The following is an 18,009-nucleotide window of genomic DNA, read 5'->3' as shown; positions in this document are numbered from 1 at the left end:
TCCGGCCCGTGCCACCCGGCCCTTCGCATGTCGGCCGGAGGGCGCCCGGTGCCACGCCGGATTGCGCTGCGCGAGCGCGGAGGTAATAGCTATAGTCGCCCTATGCCCCTTACCTTCACCTTCGATCCCGTGGTCACCCCCGAGCTCCGTGACGGCATCCTCGATCTGTGGGCCGACGTCACCAACGCGGGCGGCGCGGTCGGGTTCGTGCCGCCCGTGACGACGGACGAGATCCGGCCGGGCCTGGTGCGGCAGCTGGTGTCCATGACCGAGGAGCGCTCCCGGCTCCTCGTCGGGCACGACGAGGAGGGGCGGGTGGCCGCCACGGCGTTCCTCACCTTCAACACCCACCGTCTGATGACCCACTGGATCTGGCTCTACACGGTGATGGTCCACCCCCGCCACCAGGGCAGGGGCTACGGCCGCGACCTGCTCGCCGCCGCCGAGGAGGCCGCCCGCGGCCTCGACGGCATCGAGGCGATCCGGCTCACCTGCCGCGGCGGCCTCGGCCTGGAGCGCTTCTACGCCTCCTGCGGCTACAAGGAGGTCGGCCGGGTCCCGGGCGCCATCCGCGTGGCCCCCGGCGACGACCGGGACGACATCGTCATGCTGCTGCCGCTCACGTGAGACACGTACCCCGCTGAAAGATCGACGCCCGGCCGTGCTTCACTGGACGGACGTCCCTTTGGGGCGTTTCGACCATACGCAGGGAAGAAGTGGATGAGATGCTCCGCTACACGCTGATGCGCCTGGGGATCTTCGTGGGCTGCCTCGTGGTCGTCTGGGGTCTCGTCTACTCCGGCCTCGCCCCGCGCGGCCTCGGCGACTCCAACGGCCTGTGGATCATCCTGCTCGCGATGCTGATCTCCGCCCCGATCAGTCTCGTCGCGCTCCGCAAGGAGCGGGACCGCGCCTCGGAGGGCATCGTGCGGCGGGTGGACCGCGCCAAGGCCAAGCTGGAGGCCGACCGCAACCAGGAGGACGCCGCCGACGACTCCGCCCGCGCGCAGGGCCGGACGCAGGAGCGGACCTCGTAACGTCCGTCACAGCCGCGCACCGCACGTCGGCACCCCGGGTTCCGCCCATCCCCTGGAAACCCGGGGTGCTTTGCGTTGTATGGGCGCATCCGGGCTCGCTCCTGTCAAAGTAAGGCTTTGAGGATCCCAAAGCCCAGGTGTTACGGTCTTCTGGTGAAGTCAGCAGCCGTGTTCCCCACGCCCCGGAGTGTTCCGCTCGTGGCGCGCCTGCACGTGGACCTCTGCCGGGTCACCTCCGCGACCTGTCGTCGCTGACGGCCCTGCCGCGCCCCCAGTCCACGCCACATTCCCCACGCGTCCCCTTACCGGAGCATCTCCGTGTCCACGAACACGCAGTCCAAGCTGCCCCTACGCGCGCCCTTCTGGGCCCAGATACTCGCCGGCCTCGTCCTGGGTGTCCTGCTCGGCTGGCTCGCCCGCAGCCAGGACGTCTCCTGGCTGGTCACCACCCTGGAGAAGGTCGGCGGCACCTTCGTCGGCCTGCTGAAGCTCGCCGTCGCCCCGCTGGTCTTCTTCGCGATCCTCGTCTCCATCACCAACCTGCGGAAGGTCAACAACGCCGCCCGGCTGGCGTCGCGCACCCTCCTCTGGTTCATGATCACCTCGCTGATCGCGGTGGCGATCGGCCTGGTCATCGGCCTCGTCACCAACCCGGGTGCCGGCACCGGCCTCACCCCGGCGGACGGCGCGGCACCGGAGAAGACCGGCTCCTGGATCGACTTCCTCACCGGCATCGTGCCGACCGACGTCATCACGCCGTTCACCGAGCTGAACGTCCTGCAGATCGTCTTCATGGCCGCCGTCGCCGGCGTCGCCGCCCTCCAGCTCGGCGAGAAGGCCCAGCCGATCCTCACCCTGAGCGAGTCCGTCCTCGAACTCCTCCAGAAGGCCCTGTGGTGGGTCATCCGCCTCGCCCCTCTCGGCACGGTGGGCCTCATCGGCAACGCCATCGCCACCTACGGCTGGGACCTCATCGGCAAGTACGCCACCTTCACCGCCGACATCTACATCGGCTGCCTCATCGTCCTCTTCGGCGTCTACCCGGCTCTGCTGGCGACCGTCGGCAAGGCCAACCCCCTGCAGTTCTTCAAGGGTGCCTGGCCCGCGATCCAGCTGGCCTTCGTCTCCCGCTCGTCCGTCGGCACCATGCCGCTGACGCAGAAGGTCACCGAGCGTCTCGGCGTGCCGAAGGAGTACGCGTCCTTCGCCGTCCCGTTCGGGGCGACGACCAAGATGGACGGCTGCGCCGCCGTCTACCCGGCCATCGCCGCGATCTTCGTCGCGCAGATCTTCGGCATCCAGCTGGGCGTCGGCGACTACCTGCTGATCGCCTTCGTCTCGGTCGTGGGCTCCGCCGCCACGGCCGGCCTCACCGGCGCCACGGTCATGCTGACCCTCACCCTCTCCACCCTGGGCCTGCCCATGGAGGGCGTGGGCCTGCTCCTGGCCATCGACCCGATCGTGGACATGATCCGCACCGCGACCAACGTCGCCGGACAGGCCCTCATCCCCGTGATCGTCTCCGCCCGTGAGGGACTGCTCGACCGCACGGCGTACGACTCCGTCCACTCCTCCCCGGTGGACGAGACCCCCGCCGACGAGCCGCAGCGGGTGCCCGCGGCGGCCTGACGGCCCCCGCACCCCGGGCGAAGGGGCGTTTCCCGGCAACCACCGGCAGGTGACCGTTGCTGGGAGCGCCCCTTACCGCTGTTCCCGCCATGGTGTGGAATCACCGGAACCACATCAGTCACAGAGGTGATCCGGCAGGGACCAGCGGATCAGCACCACACGCGAAGGGGGAACCCGTGGCACGTACGCGGGCGCAGGGCCTACGCAACGTCGTCGGGGCGGTCGCCTCCGGCGCCGATCCGCGCGCGGCGGCCCAGGACGAGCTGCGCCGCCGCGTCGGCGGTGGCGGACGCGCGGGCGGTGAGCAGGGGGAACACCGGGCCGCCGAGGGCGAGGGCATGGACCCCGCCGACTTCCCGGCGGCCCGGGAACAGGACGGCAGTTCCGTCGACACCGTGATGCGGCAGAAGACGGTGCCGCTGGACGAGGCCGGTGAGGCGCTCGGCCGCAGCGAGCAGCTGCGCGAGAACGGCGAGGTGGTGCACGCCATCTGCCCCATGGTGATGCCGAAGGGCCGCTCGCTGCTGTCCATGCTGCCGGTGCTGTCGCTGCTGGTGATCGGAGTCGTGGGCACCTCGGTGGTGTCGGCGACCGGCGGTGACGGGCTCACGAACCCGCTGTTCGGACTCCACTACTGGATCATCGCGCTGGCCGCCGTCGCGTTCGTGTGGTGGCGGCAGGGCCTGGTCATGGTGCCGGACGGCTGCCAGGCGATGATCACCCGGTTCGGCAAGCTGGAGAAGGTCGTCGGACCCGGCCGGGTCACCCTGCTGAGCCCGTGGAAGCGGGTGTCGTACATCGTCAACACCACCCGCGAGTACCCCTTCAACGCGCCGGTGCGCGAGGCCCCGACCAAGGGCGGGGTGAAGGCGTCCATCGACCTGTTCATCCAGTTCCGGATCAGCGACCCGGTCGAGTTCGTCTACACCCTCGGCGCCGTGCGCGGCTTCGAGGAGAAGCTCGGCAACGCGGTCAGCGAGACCATCCGCAGCCTGATCTACGAGCAGGAGGCGGCCGGTATCTACGACATGGTGGGGGAGGACAGCGGCCGTCTGCTGGAGCAGCTCAACCAGCAGTTCCGTCCCGCCGTGGAGCTGACCAACGCCAACATCACCCACGCCGAGCCGTCCGACCGGCGCTACCGCATGGACCTGGCCGCGCCCGAGATGGTGCGCATGGCCAAGGAGGCGTACACCCACGAGTACGCGCTCCAGCTGCGCAAGGAGCAGGACGAGGGCGACCTGACCCGGGAGCTCGCCTCCAGCCAGGAGACGCTCTCCGCGATCCAGGCGGACATCGCCCAGTACCAGGCGCAGATGGACACCGCCGTGGAGCGCGAGACCAACCGCGCCGAGGCCCTGGCCCGCCAGCGCTACGTCCAGGCCGAGTCGGAGGCCAAGGCCAACGCGGCGCTGCTGGAGGCGCAGGCCCTCGACATCCGCGCGGTGACCGCGGCGCAGGCCCCGGAGATCCTCGAGTACCGCTACCAGCAGCAGGTGCTCGACACCCTGGAGCAGGTCGCCGACCACCTGCCCCGGCTGGTGCGCATCGGCGGCGTGGACGCCACCGGCGCGGCCGGCATCGACTTCCTCGAACTGGCCAGGGAACTGGTCGGCGAGCGCGGGGCGGAGCTGTTCAGCGACGCGGACATGGCCGCCGTACGCGGCCGGCTCACGGAGGTGTCGGCGCGGATCGCCGCCCGCGAGGAGGAGATCGGCGCGCTGCTGGCGGCCGAGCGGCCGACGGTGCCGCAGATGCCCGAGGGCGCGGGGGCGGGCGAGGAGCCCGTGGCCACCGCGGCCGCAGACGTGTCCGAGTCCGCCGAGGAGGCCCAGCAGTGAGCTCCGCCCGTTACCACCGTCGTTCGGTCATCTCCGAGGCCGTCGCCCCCTGGAGCGACATCGCCCGGCTGCTGCGCGGCGGCGAGGCCGACACCCTCATCCCCGTGATCATCCCCCGTCACCGGCAGCGGCTGTGGTGGATGCTGCCGCTGTGGCTCGGCGCGTACACCCTGCTGACGGGCGTGATGCTGACGCTGAAGGAGGCCGGCTCCGACGGTGCGGCCGACGTCGCCTACGGCGCGCTCGCCGGCCTCGCCTACACGGGCGGCGCGGTGCTGCTGCTGATCGGCGCGCTGTGGTGGTGGCGCTCCTCGATCGTCGAGATCGAGCAGGGCACCCACGGGGTGCTGACCCGCTACGGGGCGGTCACCCGCACGCTCGACGCCGGCCGGCACTACCTGTGGCACCCCTGGTCGCGGGTCGACTTCGTCGTCGACACGGCCACCGAGATCCCGTACTCGGCGCCGGTCATGGCCTGCCCCACGCGGGAGAACGTGCCGCTGCGCTCGATCGAGTTCTTCCTGAAGTTCCGCATCACCGACGCGGTGCTGTTCGTCCGCACCATCGGCGCGGGCAACTTCGACCTGGTGCTCTCCAGCGCCGTGCAGGACGCGATCCGGCAGCGGGCCCGGCAGATGCGCACCGAGCGCGCCTACGACCTGCGCGGATCGGACGTGGCCGACATGCAGGAACTCCTCAACCGGCAGCTCTCCGGCTACGGCGTGCGCGTCACCGGCTGCAACATCCCCGATGTGCAGCTGCCGACGCAGTACCAGCAGCACCTGGCCACCCGGGAGCGGATCGCCAAGGAGCGCACCGCCTACGAGCAGGAGTGGGGCCTGACCCGCAAGCGGCGCATCGACAGCCTCGGCATGGACATCGAGCGGGCCAAGAAGGTGCGCGACGCCCGGATCGTCGAGGTGAAGGCCGCCCTGAACCGGGCCCGTGAGGAGGTCGCGCAGCTGCTGGAGCGGCAGGAGACCGAGGCGCAGCGGGTGCGGTTCGAGATCGAGACCCGCGGCCGCAGCGGCCTGATCGCCGCCGAGAACGAGGCCCGCGCCCAGCGCGCCCTGGCCAAGGCCTACCGGGACAACCGGGCGGTGCTCCAGTACGAGCTGGCGCGCCGCCGTCTGGAGGTGGGCGCCGGACTCGCGGGGAAGGCCCCGCAGCCGGTGGTGGTGCGCACCGACGGCGGCACCGACACCTCGGCGCTGTCCACGCTGTTCACCGCGCAGCTGCTGCCGCGGCTGACGGCGGGTGACCGGCCGGGCCTCGGTGACCTGGTGGGGCGGGCGGACGACGGCGGCCACGACCCGCGGTAGCGGAGGGACCGTACTCTGTTGTCCCATGGGTGCCGTGAAGACGAAGCGGATGCCGCGTGCGGTCCGTGAACAGCAGATGCTGGACGCAGCCGTACGGACCTTCGGACAGCGGGGGTACATGGCGGCGTCGATGGACGAGATCGCCGAACTGGCGGGCGTGTCCAAGCCGTTGGTGTACCTGTACCTGAACTCCAAGGAGGACCTGTTCACCGCCTGCATCCGGCGGGAGGCGCGGGCCCTCACCGAGGCGGTCCGCGCGGGTGCCCGGCCGGAGCTGCCGGCGGACCGCCAGCTCTGGTCGGGCCTCACGGCGTTCTTCACGCACACCGCCCGGCACCCCGACGGCTGGGCGGTGCTGCACCTCCAGGCGCGCACGCACGGCGAGGTGTTCGCCGCCGAGGTCGCCGCGATGCGCGCGGAGATCGTGGCGTTCGTGACGCAGCTCATCCTCGTCGCCGCCCGGGAGGCCCACCGCGACCCCGACTTCCCCGAGCGGGAGGTCTCCGGGCTCGCGGAGGCCCTGGTCGGGGCCGCCGAGTCGCTCGCCGACTGGGCCAACACCACGTCCGGTGTCACGGCACGGCAGTCGGCGGCCACCTTGATGAACTTCGCCTGGGCGGGGCTGGGCGACCTGATGGCCGGCCGCCGCTGGTCCCCGCCCGAGGACGGCGACGCCTCCGACGTTCAGGCCGGGCGGACCTCGCCGGTGACGTGAAGGCGGTCGCCGGATCCGCGCAGTTCGAAGCGTCCGCCGTGCGCCGCGTACGTCACCGCGGCGGGCAGCGGCACAGGCTTCCTGAAGTCCGCCCGGATCTCCGCCGTGTCCGGGATGCCGTGGGCGGCGAGGCAGCGGGCGACGGTCCACATGCCGTGTGCGATGGCGCGGGGGAAGCCGAAGAGGCGGGCGGTGAACGGGTACAGGTGGATGGGGTTGCGGTCGCCGGACGCGGCTCCGTAGCGCCGGCCGAGGTCACCGGGCAGCTTCCACTCCGCGAGGGCGGGCAGGGGCGTGCGGTCCCGCGGTGCTCCGGCCGGGGCGGCCGGGTCCCCGGTGTGTTCGGCGGGGACCCGGTGCCGGGCCAGATAGGTGCTCCGTGACTCCCACACGACCTCCCCGCCGGAGAGCAGCGCGGTGACCACGGCGGCCTGCGTGCCACACCGGTGCGGGGTCAGGCCGTCGACGTGCACCGCCAGGTCGTAGGTGTCGGCGGACGGTGTGGCGCGGTGCCGGGTGATCCCTATCGACGTGTGGACCAGGCCGAGCAGGGGCAGCGGGAAGTCGCGTGCGCTCATCAGCCGCATGGCGAGCGGGAAGCCCAGCACGTGCGGGTACGTGACCGGCAGCGCGTCCGCGCCGGTGGGGAAGCCGCACACCCGCTCGTAGGCGGCGAGCCGGCCGGGGTCCACGCGCAGGCCGGGCAGCACGAGCCGGGTGCGGGGGTGTCCGGTGCCGGCGCGTGGCCGCTTGAGGGGCGACAGCAGGGCGCCCCGGGTGAGCAGCGGCGCGAGGGCGGGCGGCCCGGAGAGTTCCAGCGTGGGCGGGGATGCGGGCGTCATGGCGTGCTCACGCCCCCAGCAGGCTCTGGCCGCAGACCCGTACGACCTGTCCGTTCACCGCGCCGGAGGCGGGGTGGGCGAGCCAGGCGGTGGTCTCGGCGACGTCGGAGGGCAGTCCGCCCTGCGCGAGGGAGTTCATCCGGCGTCCCGCCTCACGGATGAGCAGCGGGACGGCGGCCGTCATCTTCGTCTCGATGAAGCCGGGCGCCACCGCGTTCACCGTCACGCCGTGCGCGGCGTGCGCGTGCGGTGCGAGGGAGCGGACCAGGCCGGTGATCCCGGCCTTGGACGCCCCGTAGTTGGTCTGCCCGGCGTTCCCGGCGATGCCCGCGATGGAGGCCGTAGCCACGATCCGCCCGCCGCGCTTCAGGGCCCCGGCGGCGAGCAGCGCGTCGGTCGTGCGCAGCACGCTCGCCAGGTTGACCTCCAGCACCGAACTCCACCGCTCGGCGGGCATGTTGACCAGGCGGCGGTCGCGGGTGACGCCGGCGTTGTGGACCAGCACGTCCAGGCCGTCGGGGAGGGCGTCGGCGATCCGGGCGCCCGCGTCGGCGGTGGTGATGTCGAGGGGGAGCGCGATGCCGTCGAGCCGTTCGGCGACGCGGCGGGCGTCCTGTTCGGCCCGGGGCACGTCGAGGACGACCACCCGGGCGCCGTCGCGGGCCAGGGTCTCGGCGACCGCCTCGCCGATGCCCCGGGCGGCGCCGGTGACCAGGGCGGTGCGGCCGGCGAGGGGGCGGTCGGCGTCGTGCGGGGCGGCCGGCTCGTGCGTGCCGGTCCCGATCACCTGGCCGCTGACGTAGGCCGACTTGGGGGAGAGCAGGAAGCGGAGGGTCGACTCGGCGGCGTCGGCGTCGGTGAGGCGGACCAGGTTCACGGTCCTGCCCCCGCCGGTCTCCTTGCCGAGGGAGCGGGTGAAGCCCTCCAACGCCTGCTGGGCGGCGGCCTGATGGTGGTCGGCCGGGTCGAGGGGGGCGCCGAGCACCACGATCCTGCCGCTCGGGGCGACCGACCGCAGGACGGGATGCAGCGCCGCGTGCACCTCGGCGAGCCCTTCGATGTCGCGCACCCCGCTGGCGTCCAGGACCACCGCGGCGGGCCGGCCGGTGGCGTCGTCGGAGGCGAGCCCGGTGCGGGCGAGCACGGGGCCGAGGCCGAGGTCGGACTTCCCGGCCGTGAGGTGGAGCAGTCCTCCGTCCAGGGACGGCCGGTCGGGCGACCAGCGGCGCAGCGGCGCGGGCTGGGGGAGGCCCAGGCGGCGCGTCAGGAAGCGGCCGGGCGGGGTGCCCGTGAAGCTCAGGTAGCGGTCGGCCATGGGGGTTCCTCCGTGCGTGCGGTCCTTGCCCTGCTTGCTCCCAGCTGCCTTACTCTGGAGTAAGGTTACCGGAGGTAATCCTATGTCACCGGTGAGGAGCAGGTCGAGATGAGCACCCTGAAGCCGGCCGCCGTCCGGCGCGTCGCGGTCATCGGCGGCAGCCGTGTCCCCTTCGCCCGGTCGGACGGCCCCTACGCCACCGCCTCCAACCAGGAGATGCTCACCGCCGCGCTGGACGGCCTGGTCGAGCGGTACGAACTGCAAGCACCCGGCGCGGTCGGGGAGTTCGTCGCCGGAGCGGTCCTCAAGCACAGCCGTGACTTCAACCTCGCCCGGGAGACCGTCCTCGGCTCCCGGCTCGACTCCCGCACCCCCGCCTACGACATCCAGCAGGCCTGCGGCACCGGCCTCCAGGCGGTCGTGGCCGCCGCCAACAAGATCGCCCTCGGCCAGACCGAGGCCGCGATCGCCGGCGGCGCCGACACCGCGAGCGACGCGCCCCTCGGCGTCAACGACGACCTGCGCAAGGCGCTGCTGGAGGCGCGGCGCGCCACGTCCCTCGGCGCCCGGCTCAAGGCGCTGGCGAAGGCGCGGCCCGGGCACCTCGTCCCCGACATCCCGCGCAACGCCGAGCCGCGCACCGGCCTGTCCATGGGCGAGCACGCGGCGGTCACCGCCCGCGCCTGGGGCATCACCCGCGAGGCCCAGGACGAACTGGCGGCGGCCAGCCACCAGCGACTGGCGGCGGCGTACGAACGCGGCCTGCTGAAGGACCTGGTGGTGCCGTTCCGGGGCCTGGACCGCGACCAGAACCTGCGCCCCGGCTCCACAGTGGAGAAACTCGCCGCGCTGAAACCCGTGTTCGGCCTCGACCGGCCCGATCCGACCATGACGGCGGGCAATTCGACCCCGCTCACCGACGGCGCCGCCCTCGTTCTGCTGGCGAGCGAGGAGTGGGCCGGGGAACGCGGCGTGGAACCGCTCGCCTACCTCACCGCGCACGAGACGGCCGCCGTGGACTTCGTGCACGGGGACGTCGCCGACGGCGAGGACGGCCTGCTGATGGCGCCCGCGTACGCGGTCCCGCGCATGCTGGAACGGGCCGGCCTCGGCATGGCGGACTTCGACCTGATCGAGGTGCACGAGGCGTTCGCCTCCCAGGTGCTGGCCACGCTCGCGGCCTGGGAGAAGCGGGGTCTGGCGCCCGTCGACCGCGCCCGCCTGAACGTGGCCGGCTCCTCCCTGGCCACCGGCCACCCCTTCGCCGCCACGGGCGCCCGCATCGTGGCGACGCTCGCCGCCCTCCTCGCCGAACGGGACGCCCCGGGCCGGGGCCTGATCTCCGTCTGCGCGGCCGGCGGGCAGGGGGTGACGGCGATCCTGGAACGCCCGTGAGCCCCCCGGGGCGCGCGGGCGTACGGGGGTGACCTCACGCGCCCCCCGACACTGCACAGCCCCGGCTCCGTACCACCCCTGGACCCGCACAGACTCCCCACGTCACCGCCGTACGATCCCGGCACCGACCGGTGCCGCCCCCCTCGCCGGAAGCCACCGATGAGCGCCTCGGCGTGCGAGGCACGTACGTCGTGGCACCGAGCAGTCGCACTGCACGCCCCCAGGAGCCGCCCGTGTCACCCGCGCATTCCTCCACCGCTCTCGACGACGACGTCTACGGAGCGCCCGTCCCGGTCGAGCCCGAGATCCGGCGGCTGGACGGAGTCGTGCGGGAGGTGTCCGTGGCGGCGTTCGCCCCACCGGTGCGGCACGGATCGCTCGCCGACCTGCCCTTCGACAACGCGCGCACGGCACCCGACGCGGTGGTGCTCAGCCGGAAGACGGCCGACGGCTGGCAGGACGTGACGGCGAGGGGATTCGCCGCCGAGGTCCTGGCCGTCGCGAAGGGCCTGATCGCCGAAGGGCTGGTACCGGGGGACCGGATCGCCGTCATGGCGCGCACCGTCTACGAGTGGACCGTCCTCGACTTCGCCGCCTGGGCGGCCGGCCTGGTCACCGTCCCCGTCTACCCCACCTCGTCCGTCTTCCAGACCCGCTGGATCCTGCACGACTCCGGCGCCGTCGCACTGATCACCGAGACGACCGGCCAGGCCGCCGCCCTCGGCCCCGAACTCCCGCACCTGCCCGACCTGCGACGGGTGTGGACCATGGAGAAGGGGCACGTCGACGCGCTCGCGGAAGCGGGTACGCACCTGCCCGACGCCGAGGTCGAGGTGCGCCGGGGCATGCTGGTCCCCGACACCCTCGCCACCCTCGTCTACACCTCGGGCACCACCGGCCGCCCCAAGGGCTGCGCCCTCACCCACGGCAACTTCTTCGCCGAGGTGGACAACGCCATCGAGCTGCTCTACCCCATCTTCAAGGCCCGGACCAGCGAAGAAGCCTCCGTGCTGCTCTTCCTGCCCATGTCGCACGTCTTCGGCCGGATGGTCGCCGTCGCCTGCGTGCGCGCCCGGGTCCGGCTCGGCCACGCGCCGAGCCTGGCCCCCCAGGACCTGCTGCCGGACCTGGCGAGCTTCCGTCCGACCTGCCTGCTGACCATCCCGTACATGCTGGAGAAGGTCTTCAACTCCGCCCGCGCGAAAGCCGAGTCGGGCGGACGGGCCGCGACCTTCGACCGCGCGGTGTCGGTGGCCCGCCGCTACGGCGAGGCCGTCGAGGAGAGGCAGACCGGTTCGGGGCCCGGCCCCTCCCGCTCCCTGAAGGCCGCCCGCGCCCTCTACGACCCGCTGGTCTACCGCAGGATCCGCAACGCCATGGGCGGCAAGGTCCGCTACGCCATCTGCGGCGGCTCCCCGCTCGGCCGCCGCCTCGGCGCCTTCTACGCCGGCGCCGGCATCGAGATCTTCGAGGGGTACGGCCTGACGGAGACCACCGGAGCCTCGACGGTGACACCCCCGCTCAAACCCCGCCTGGGCACGGTGGGCTGGCCGCTGCCCGGCACCCGCGTCCGCATCGCGGCCGACGGCGAGATCCTGCTCGGCGGCGAACACGTGCTGCGCGGCTACTGGGACTCCCAGGCGGGCGGCGTCGCCCCCGCCGCCCCCGACGGCTGGCTCCCCACGGGTGACATCGGTGAACTGGACGACGAGGGCTACCTCACCATCACCGGCCGCAAGAAGGAGCTGATCATCACCGCGGGCGGCAAGAGCATCGCCCCCGCCCCGCTGGAGAACTGGCTCCGCTCCCACCCCCTGATCTCCCAGGTCATGGTGCTCGGCGACAACCGCCCGTACGTCTCGGCGCTGGTCACCCTCGACCCCGACGGCATCGCCCACTGGCGCCGCATGAACGGCAGGCACCCGGTCCCGCCGGAGCTCGTCGCCGACGACGAGGAGTTGCTGGCGATCGTCCAGCGCGCCGTCGACGAGGCCAACAGGATGCTCTCCCGCCCGGAGTCCATCCGCCGCTTCACCGTCCTCCCGGTGGACTTCACCGAGGAGGCGGGCCACCTGACCCCGTCGATGAAGCTCCGCCGGGAGGCGATCCTGCGGGACTTCGCGCAGGAGGTGGAGGGGCTGTACGGGTAGGTCAGGCCGGCGTGCGGGCGATGAGGAAGGCGTGGGGGGTCGTCTCACCGTGTGCGGTGTCGGCCGCGCGCACCGAGTGCTGGACGACGGTGAAGCCGGCCGCTTCCAGGAGCGCGGCGACGCGTTCCGGACGCATGCGCCGGAAGTCGAGGGCGACCCGGTGGCCGAAGGCGCTCTCGTACCGGCGCGGTTCGTCGCCGGCCTGGAAGGCGAGCAGGAGGTGGCCGCCGGGGGCCAGCACCCGGCGGAACTCGGCGTAGAGGGCGGGCAGCTCGTCCTCGGGGGTGTGGATGGTGGAGTAGTAGGAGACGACGCCGTCGAGGGAGCCGTCGGGGAGGTCCAGGCGCTGCATCGCACCCTGCTCGAAGCGCAGGCCCGGGTTCTCGCGGCGGGCGATCGCGAGCATGGACTCCGACAGGTCCACGCCGAGGACGGAGAGGCCGAGGGAGGCCGAGGGAGGCCAGGTGGGCGGTCACCCGCCCCGGGCCGCAGCCCAGGTCGGCCACCTGGCCGCCCTTGCCGGCCAGCTCGGCGAAAGCGGCCATGAGCGCCCGGTCCAGGGGCAGGCGGGCGAGGACGTCGTGGAACTCGGCGGCGTAGTCCTCGGCGATGGCGTCGTAGAAGGTACGGGTCGCGGCCGTGTGGTGAGCGTCGGTGGGTGTCATGGGCGGGGACCCCATCCGCCGCCGCCGACAGCCCCGGCCGGCACCGTGGCCCTGCCTCATGGGGGGCCTCCGTCCCCGGTCGCGGGTGCGCGGCGACCGGGTGAACGACACGCCGACGGTGCCGCCGGCCGGGACGGGGCGGGCCCACGTGCCCGGCGGGTCCGGGCGCACAACGGACCGGGAAATGGGGCCGGACGGGTGAGGCGCGGCCGGCCGGGCGGAAAGGCAGGAGCCCCGTCGCCTGACGGCGCGGGGCTCCTTGGGTACTGCTAGTCGTTCCCGGATCGGAGGATCAGACCGGGGTGACGTTCTCCGCCTGCGGGCCCTTCGGGCCCTGCGTGACGTCGAAGGACACCTGCTGGTTCTCCTCGAGCGAGCGGAAGCCGCTCGCGTTGATCGCGGAGTAGTGGACGAAGACGTCGGGGCCGCCGCCTTCCTGGGCGATGAAACCAAAGCCCTTTTCGGCGTTGAACCACTTCACGGTTCCGGTAGCCATAAGCCCTCCTTGGGCCCAAAGGGTTGCCCTGCTCCAGAACCAGCAAGTGTGAAGACCAATTCCGCACAACTGCATCCGTCTGAGAACGACGAGAGCCCGCGGTCACATGCTCCGCAGGCTCTGTACTGCAAGGGAAACCAAACTGCAACTTGCGATGAGCCTAGCACGCAGGAGGCCCGATGCAACAGAGGTCAAGATCACGTCACTCGAATGTTTGCGGGCCCCGTCCGCACCCCTTCTCAAGGTCGTTCAAAGGTGAACAAGGGGGTGAAGGGTTTCGCGGTCCGGGTGAGGGCTAGCCTCGGGATGTGGACAATCCTCGCACCCGGCCGCGCGTCGGCCACATCCAGTTCCTGAACTGCCTGCCCCTGTACTGGGGGCTCGCGAGAACGGGCACGCTCCTCGACTTCGAGCTGACGAAGGACACCCCTGAGAAGCTCAGCGAGAAGCTGGTGCAGGGCGACCTCGACATCGGGCCCATCACCCTCGTCGAGTACCTCAAGCACGCGGACCGCCTCGTCGCCTTCCCCGACATCGCCGTGGGCTGCGACGGCCCGGTGATGTCCTGCGTGATCGTCTCGCAGGTCCCGCTGGACCGGCTCGACGGCGCCCGGGTCGCCCTCGGGTCGACCTCCCGCACCTCCGTGCGCCTCGCCCAGCTCCTCCTGGCCGAGCGGTACGGCGTCCAGCCCGACTACTACACCTGTCCGCCCGACCTGAGCCTGATGATGCAGGAGGCCGAGGCGGCCGTCCTCATCGGGGACGCGGCCCTGCGCGCCAACATGGTCGACGGCCCCCGCTACGGCCTGGACGTGCACGACCTGGGCGCCCTGTGGAAGGAGTGGACGGGCCTGCCGTTCGTCTTCGCGATCTGGGCGGCCCGGCGCGACTACGCCGAGCGCGAGCCGGTCATCACCCGCAAGGTGCACGAGGCCTTCCTCACCTCCCGCAACGTCTCCCTGGAGGAGGTCGACAAGGTCGCCGAGCAGGCGGCCCGCTGGGAGGCCTTCGACGAGCGGACCCTGGCCCAGTACTTCACCACCCTCGACTTCAGCTTCGGCGCCCCGCAGCTGGAGGCGGTCGCGGAGTTCGCCCGCCGGGTGGGGCCGACGACGGGTTTCCCCGCGGACGTCGAGGTGGAACTGCTGGGGCCCTGAGGCCCGGGCGCCACCGCACTGCGCTGCCGGAGCGCGGGACAACCGCGGCGTCCGCGACCAGGAACCCCGCACGGTCCTGCTCGCCCCGGTCGGCGACGGCCTCCCGGGGCGGGGCTGCCCGGAACCTTCCGCGGATCTGCACAGCTTTCGCGCCCCACCCCTGCCGGACCCCTCCCGGGCCGCCGGGAGGGGTCCGGCAGGGGTGGGGGAGGGCCGGTCCGCGTGAAGAACCGGGGCCGGTGGGTGACCGTCGTGTCAGGGTCGTGAACGCGCCGGACCGGCCGCGTGCCGCGCGGCGGACGACCGGCTGGCCGCCCTTTCCCGCCCGTGCTTTGATCGGGTCTCCCCCCCACGTGATCCGGTCCTCCGAAGGGAAACGCGCCCCATGCACCTCGCCCCCCACATCCACACCGCCGAGCTCTCCGACGCCGACCTGGACGCCGTCGCCGGCGGCCAGGCGGGCGCGGGCGCCGCCTTCGAACTCGGCGTCCACGCCGCGCCGGGCGCCCTCGGCGTCCACGTCGAGGCCGGCAACCTCGGCATCACCGCGGGCATGGGCGCCTCGGTCTCGGCCCAGGGCGTCTCGGTGGACGGCCACCTGCACGCCACGCTGTACTGACGGCCCCGCGGCCTCACCGGCACCGGATCCAGGGCGGATCCGGTGCCCTTTTTCGCGCCCGGGGAAGTCCCTAGGATCTGAGGGCCCGACAGAGCCCCCTCCCCTCGCCCCAGGACGCTCCCCATGCCGCGACACCACCGCCCCCGCACCGCCACCGTCCCGCCGGTGGCCGGATGAGCGACGGCCTGTACGTCTCGCTGGTCGCCTTCGCCGCGCTGTGGGGCGCGGTGGCGGGCGCGGTGCTGCCCCGGGCGGCCTACCGGTTCTCCGTCCCCCCGGACGAGCCCTGGCGTGCGGCGTGTCCGGCGGGGCACGCGATGAGCGGATGGCTCGGACGCCCGCGGTGCGAGCCGTGCGCGGGACCGCCGTACGGACCGGGTGCCGCCTCCGTCGTCGTCACCGCCCTGGTCTGCGCCGTCCTCGCCGCCGCCACCGGCACCCGGCCCGAGCTGGCCGTCTGGCTGCTGCTGGCCCCCGTCGGGGTGCTGCTCGCGGTGGTCGACTTCCGGGTGCGGCGGCTGCCCGACCCGCTCACCCTGCCGTTCGCGGCGGCCGCCCTGGCCCTGCTGGGCGTCACCGCTCTCCTCCCGGAGCACGCCGGAGCGTGGACGACGGCCCTGCTGGGCTCCCTCGCGCTGGGCGCCGGCTACTACGTGCTGTACCGGATCAACCCGGGCGGCATGGGATTCGGCGACGTGAAGCTCGCGCTCGGCGCGGGCGCCGTCCTCGGCTGGTACGGCTGGCCGGCGGTGATGCTCGGCACCCTCGCCGGGTTCCTGTCCGGTGCGCTGTACGGGGGTGCGCTGGTCGTCGCCGGGAAGGCAGGACGCAAGACCGCCGTCCCGTTCGGTCCGTTCCTGATCGGCGGCGCCTTCGTGGGGCTGCTGATGGGGGCGTACGCGGCCTGACGCCGGGCGTCACGGGCGGCTGACGTAGGCTGGATCGGTCCGTCCACAACCCTTGTGAACCTTGCGAAAGGGACGCCGGTGACCGAGAAGGCCGAGCTTCAGACCGTCCTCGACCGTGCCGCCGCCGGTGGGCGGATCACTCCGGAAGAGGCCCTCGACCTCTACCGCGACGCCCCGCTGCACGCGCTGGGCGCCGCCGCCGACGCCGTACGCCGGCGCCGGTACGCCGGTACGGAGCACATCGCGACGTACATCATCGAGCGGAACATCAACTACACGAACGTGTGCGTCACGGCGTGCAAGTTCTGCGCCTTCTACGCGGCCCCGAAGGACAGGGCGAAGGGCTGGACCCGCGACCTCGACGACATCCTGCGGCGCTGCGCGGAGACCGTCGAACTCGGCGGCACGCAGATCATGTTCCAGGGCGGCCACCACCCGGACTACGGCGTCGAGTACTACGAGGAGCACTTCTCCGCCATCAAGAAGGAGTTCCCGCAGCTCGTCATCCACAGCCTGGGGGCGAGCGAGGTCGAGCACATGGCCCGGATCTCGAAGGTGCCGGTCGAGGAGGCCATCACCCGGATCCACGCGGCCGGGCTCGACTCCTTCGCCGGTGCCGGCGCGGAGCTGCTGCCCGCGCGCCCGCGCAAGGCCATCGCTCCGCTGAAGGAGTCCGGCGAGCGGTGGCTGGAGATCATGGAGATCGCGCACGGCCTCGGCGTCGAGTCCACGTCCACCATGCTGATGGGCACCGGCGAGACCAACGCCGAGCGCATCGAGCACCTGCGGATGATCCGGGACGTGCAGGACCGCACGGGCGGCTTCCGCGCGTTCATCCCGTACACCTACCAGCCCGAGAACAACCACCTGAAGGGCCGCACGCAGGCCACCCTCTTCGAGTACCTGCGGATGATCGCCATCGCCCGGCTCTTCATGGACAACGTCGCCCACATCCAGGGTTCCTGGCTGACCACCGGCAAGGAGGTCGGCCAGCTCTCGCTGCACTACGGCGCGGACGACCTCGGCTCGATCATGCTGGAGGAGAACGTGGTCTCCTCCGCCGGCGCCAGGCACCGCTCCAACCGGCTGGAGATCATCGACCTGATCCGCAGGGCGGGCCGCGTCCCGGCCCAGCGGTCGACGACGTACGAGCACCTCGTCGTGCACGACGACCCGGCGAACGACCCGGTCGACGACCGGGTCGTCTCCCACATCTCCTCCACCGCCATCGAGGGCGGCACGGCCCACCCGGAGCTGAAGCTCCTGTCCGCCAACTGACGTCCCCGTGCTGACCCTTCACACCGCCGACGCCTCGCCCGAGGCCGCCGTCGTGGTCGACGGCGCGCACATCGCCGCCGTCGGTCCGTACGAACAGCTGGCCGCCGGTCATCCGGGCGCCCGACCGCGGAGGTGGCCCGGCATCCTGACGCCCGGACTGCTCAACCCGTACGGTCCGGAACTGCTGGAGCAGGCGTACCACCCCGACCCGCGAGAGGCGGACCGGCTCGGTACCGAGCCGGTGTTCGGGGAGCGGGCGCGGGCACTCCTCGGCGCCGGACCGTCCGCGCGGGCCGCCAGCGCACGCCGCGGAGTACAGCGCATGCTGGCGCACGGGACGGTCGCGGTCGCCGGTGAACTGCGCAGCCGCGAGGCCCTGGACGCGGTGCGCAGGGCCGGGCTCGCCCTGGCGGGGCGTCCGGCCGCACTGCCCGGGCCCCCGGCGCTCTCCCCGGTGCCCCTCGTGCTGCTGCCGGGCCTCGGCGCCGGGAGACCCGCGCGGTTCGCGGTGTTCGACGTGCCCGACCGGGACGCCCTCGTGCGGGACGGCGCGTCCACGTGCGTGGCCACCGTCGTGGGCGGCCGCCTGGTGTACCGGCGGCGCTGACCGGTCCGGGCGCGGGACGGGACGCCGCCGGGG

Annotated in this window: 17 protein-coding genes and 1 pseudogene; 14 read left to right on the top strand and 4 right to left on the bottom strand. The window is 72.8% G+C overall.

What is annotated here, in order from left to right:
- Nucleotides 1-102: 102 nt before the first annotated feature.
- From ACZ6A9_RS03910 to ACZ6A9_RS03880, 7 genes are all read left to right on the top strand, one after another.
- On the top strand, nt 103-627 hold the full coding sequence (locus ACZ6A9_RS03910) for a GNAT family N-acetyltransferase (protein ID WP_468977553.1): 525 nt from the start codon (nt 103-105) through the stop codon (nt 625-627).
- A gap of 98 nt (nt 628-725) precedes the next feature.
- Entirely contained in the window at nt 726-1,037 is a 312-nt protein-coding gene (locus ACZ6A9_RS03905; RefSeq protein ID WP_468977547.1) for a DUF4229 domain-containing protein, read from the top strand.
- Between the two features lie 153 nt (nt 1,038-1,190).
- Nucleotides 1,191-1,292 carry a putative leader peptide gene (locus ACZ6A9_RS03900; protein ID WP_468977543.1) on the top strand — a complete coding sequence of 34 codons (102 nt, stop codon included), beginning with the start codon at nt 1,191-1,193 and terminating at the stop codon, nt 1,290-1,292.
- 57 nt (nt 1,293-1,349) lie between these two features.
- Nucleotides 1,350-2,666 (top strand): dicarboxylate/amino acid:cation symporter, encoded by a 1,317-nt coding sequence (locus ACZ6A9_RS03895; RefSeq protein ID WP_468977963.1) that lies wholly within the window; start codon nt 1,350-1,352, stop codon nt 2,664-2,666.
- 176 nt (nt 2,667-2,842) lie between these two features.
- Nucleotides 2,843-4,507, top strand: a complete 1,665-nt coding sequence (locus tag ACZ6A9_RS03890; RefSeq protein ID WP_468977540.1) for an SPFH domain-containing protein — start codon at nt 2,843-2,845, stop codon at nt 4,505-4,507.
- Nucleotides 4,504-5,829: an SPFH domain-containing protein gene (locus ACZ6A9_RS03885; protein ID WP_468977535.1), complete on the top strand. Its 1,326-nt coding sequence runs from the start codon at nt 4,504-4,506 to the stop codon at nt 5,827-5,829. The genes ACZ6A9_RS03890 and ACZ6A9_RS03885 overlap by 4 nt, the downstream gene beginning before the upstream one ends.
- A 25-nt stretch (nt 5,830-5,854) precedes the next feature.
- Nucleotides 5,855-6,544, top strand: a complete 690-nt coding sequence (locus ACZ6A9_RS03880) for a TetR/AcrR family transcriptional regulator (RefSeq protein ID WP_468977532.1) — start codon at nt 5,855-5,857, stop codon at nt 6,542-6,544.
- On the opposite strand, the gene ACZ6A9_RS03875 is transcribed toward ACZ6A9_RS03880, so the two are convergent.
- Together ACZ6A9_RS03875 and ACZ6A9_RS03870 are read right to left on the bottom strand one after the other, a co-directional pair.
- The gene (locus ACZ6A9_RS03875; RefSeq protein WP_468977530.1) at nt 6,514-7,386 is read right to left on the bottom strand and encodes a MaoC family dehydratase; all 873 of its coding nucleotides are present in this window, start codon (nt 7,384-7,386) and stop codon (nt 6,514-6,516) included. The genes ACZ6A9_RS03880 and ACZ6A9_RS03875 overlap by 31 nt on opposite strands.
- Before the next feature lie 7 nt (nt 7,387-7,393).
- On the bottom strand, nt 7,394-8,701 hold the full coding sequence (locus ACZ6A9_RS03870; RefSeq protein ID WP_468977528.1) for a 3-oxoacyl-ACP reductase: 1,308 nt from the start codon (nt 8,699-8,701) through the stop codon (nt 7,394-7,396).
- 108 nt (nt 8,702-8,809) lie between these two features.
- On the opposite strand from ACZ6A9_RS03870, the gene ACZ6A9_RS03865 reads away from it, so the two are divergent.
- Both ACZ6A9_RS03865 and ACZ6A9_RS03860 read left to right on the top strand, forming a co-directional pair.
- Nucleotides 8,810-10,096, top strand: coding sequence for an acetyl-CoA C-acetyltransferase (locus ACZ6A9_RS03865; protein WP_468977525.1), 1,287 nt, complete (start codon nt 8,810-8,812; stop codon nt 10,094-10,096).
- 233 nt (nt 10,097-10,329) lie between these two features.
- A complete protein-coding gene (locus tag ACZ6A9_RS03860; protein ID WP_468977521.1) occupies nt 10,330-12,246 on the top strand; it encodes an AMP-dependent synthetase/ligase in 1,917 nt (638 codons plus the stop codon).
- Nucleotide 12,247: 1 nt separating this feature from the next.
- On the opposite strand, the pseudogene ACZ6A9_RS03855 reads toward ACZ6A9_RS03860, so the two are convergent.
- A pseudogene (locus ACZ6A9_RS03855) lies at nt 12,248-12,911 on the bottom strand (class I SAM-dependent methyltransferase).
- Nucleotides 12,912-13,203: 292 nt separating this feature from the next.
- Nucleotides 13,204-13,407, bottom strand: a complete 204-nt coding sequence (locus ACZ6A9_RS03850; RefSeq protein ID WP_003992177.1) for a cold-shock protein — start codon at nt 13,405-13,407, stop codon at nt 13,204-13,206.
- A gap of 308 nt (nt 13,408-13,715) precedes the next feature.
- Here ACZ6A9_RS03850 and ACZ6A9_RS03845 point away from each other — a divergent pair, with 308 nt between their 5' ends.
- The 5 genes from ACZ6A9_RS03845 (at nt 13,716) to ACZ6A9_RS03825 (ending at nt 17,976) form a co-directional block, all read left to right on the top strand.
- Nucleotides 13,716-14,564 carry a menaquinone biosynthetic enzyme MqnA/MqnD family protein gene (locus ACZ6A9_RS03845; protein ID WP_468977515.1) on the top strand — a complete coding sequence of 283 codons (849 nt, stop codon included), beginning with the start codon at nt 13,716-13,718 and terminating at the stop codon, nt 14,562-14,564.
- Nucleotides 14,565-14,949: 385 nt separating this feature from the next.
- Nucleotides 14,950-15,183 (top strand): hypothetical protein, encoded by a 234-nt coding sequence (locus ACZ6A9_RS03840; RefSeq protein WP_468977509.1) that lies wholly within the window; start codon nt 14,950-14,952, stop codon nt 15,181-15,183.
- Between the two features lie 173 nt (nt 15,184-15,356).
- Nucleotides 15,357-16,091, top strand: coding sequence for a prepilin peptidase (locus tag ACZ6A9_RS03835; protein ID WP_468977506.1), 735 nt, complete (start codon nt 15,357-15,359; stop codon nt 16,089-16,091).
- Between the two features lie 78 nt (nt 16,092-16,169).
- A complete protein-coding gene (gene mqnC, locus ACZ6A9_RS03830) occupies nt 16,170-17,369 on the top strand; it encodes a cyclic dehypoxanthinyl futalosine synthase (protein WP_468977504.1) in 1,200 nt (399 codons plus the stop codon).
- Nucleotides 17,370-17,376: 7 nt separating this feature from the next.
- Complete coding sequence (locus tag ACZ6A9_RS03825) at nt 17,377-17,976, top strand: imidazolonepropionase-like domain-containing protein (protein WP_468977502.1); 600 nt, start codon at nt 17,377-17,379, stop codon at nt 17,974-17,976.
- The last annotated feature ends 33 nt before the right edge of the window (nt 17,977-18,009 follow it).

It is taken from the genome of Streptomyces sp. NPDC041124 (assembly GCF_055592385.1).
Note: the sequence above shows the minus strand (reverse complement) of the source record. Positions and strands in the feature narration are given on the sequence as shown.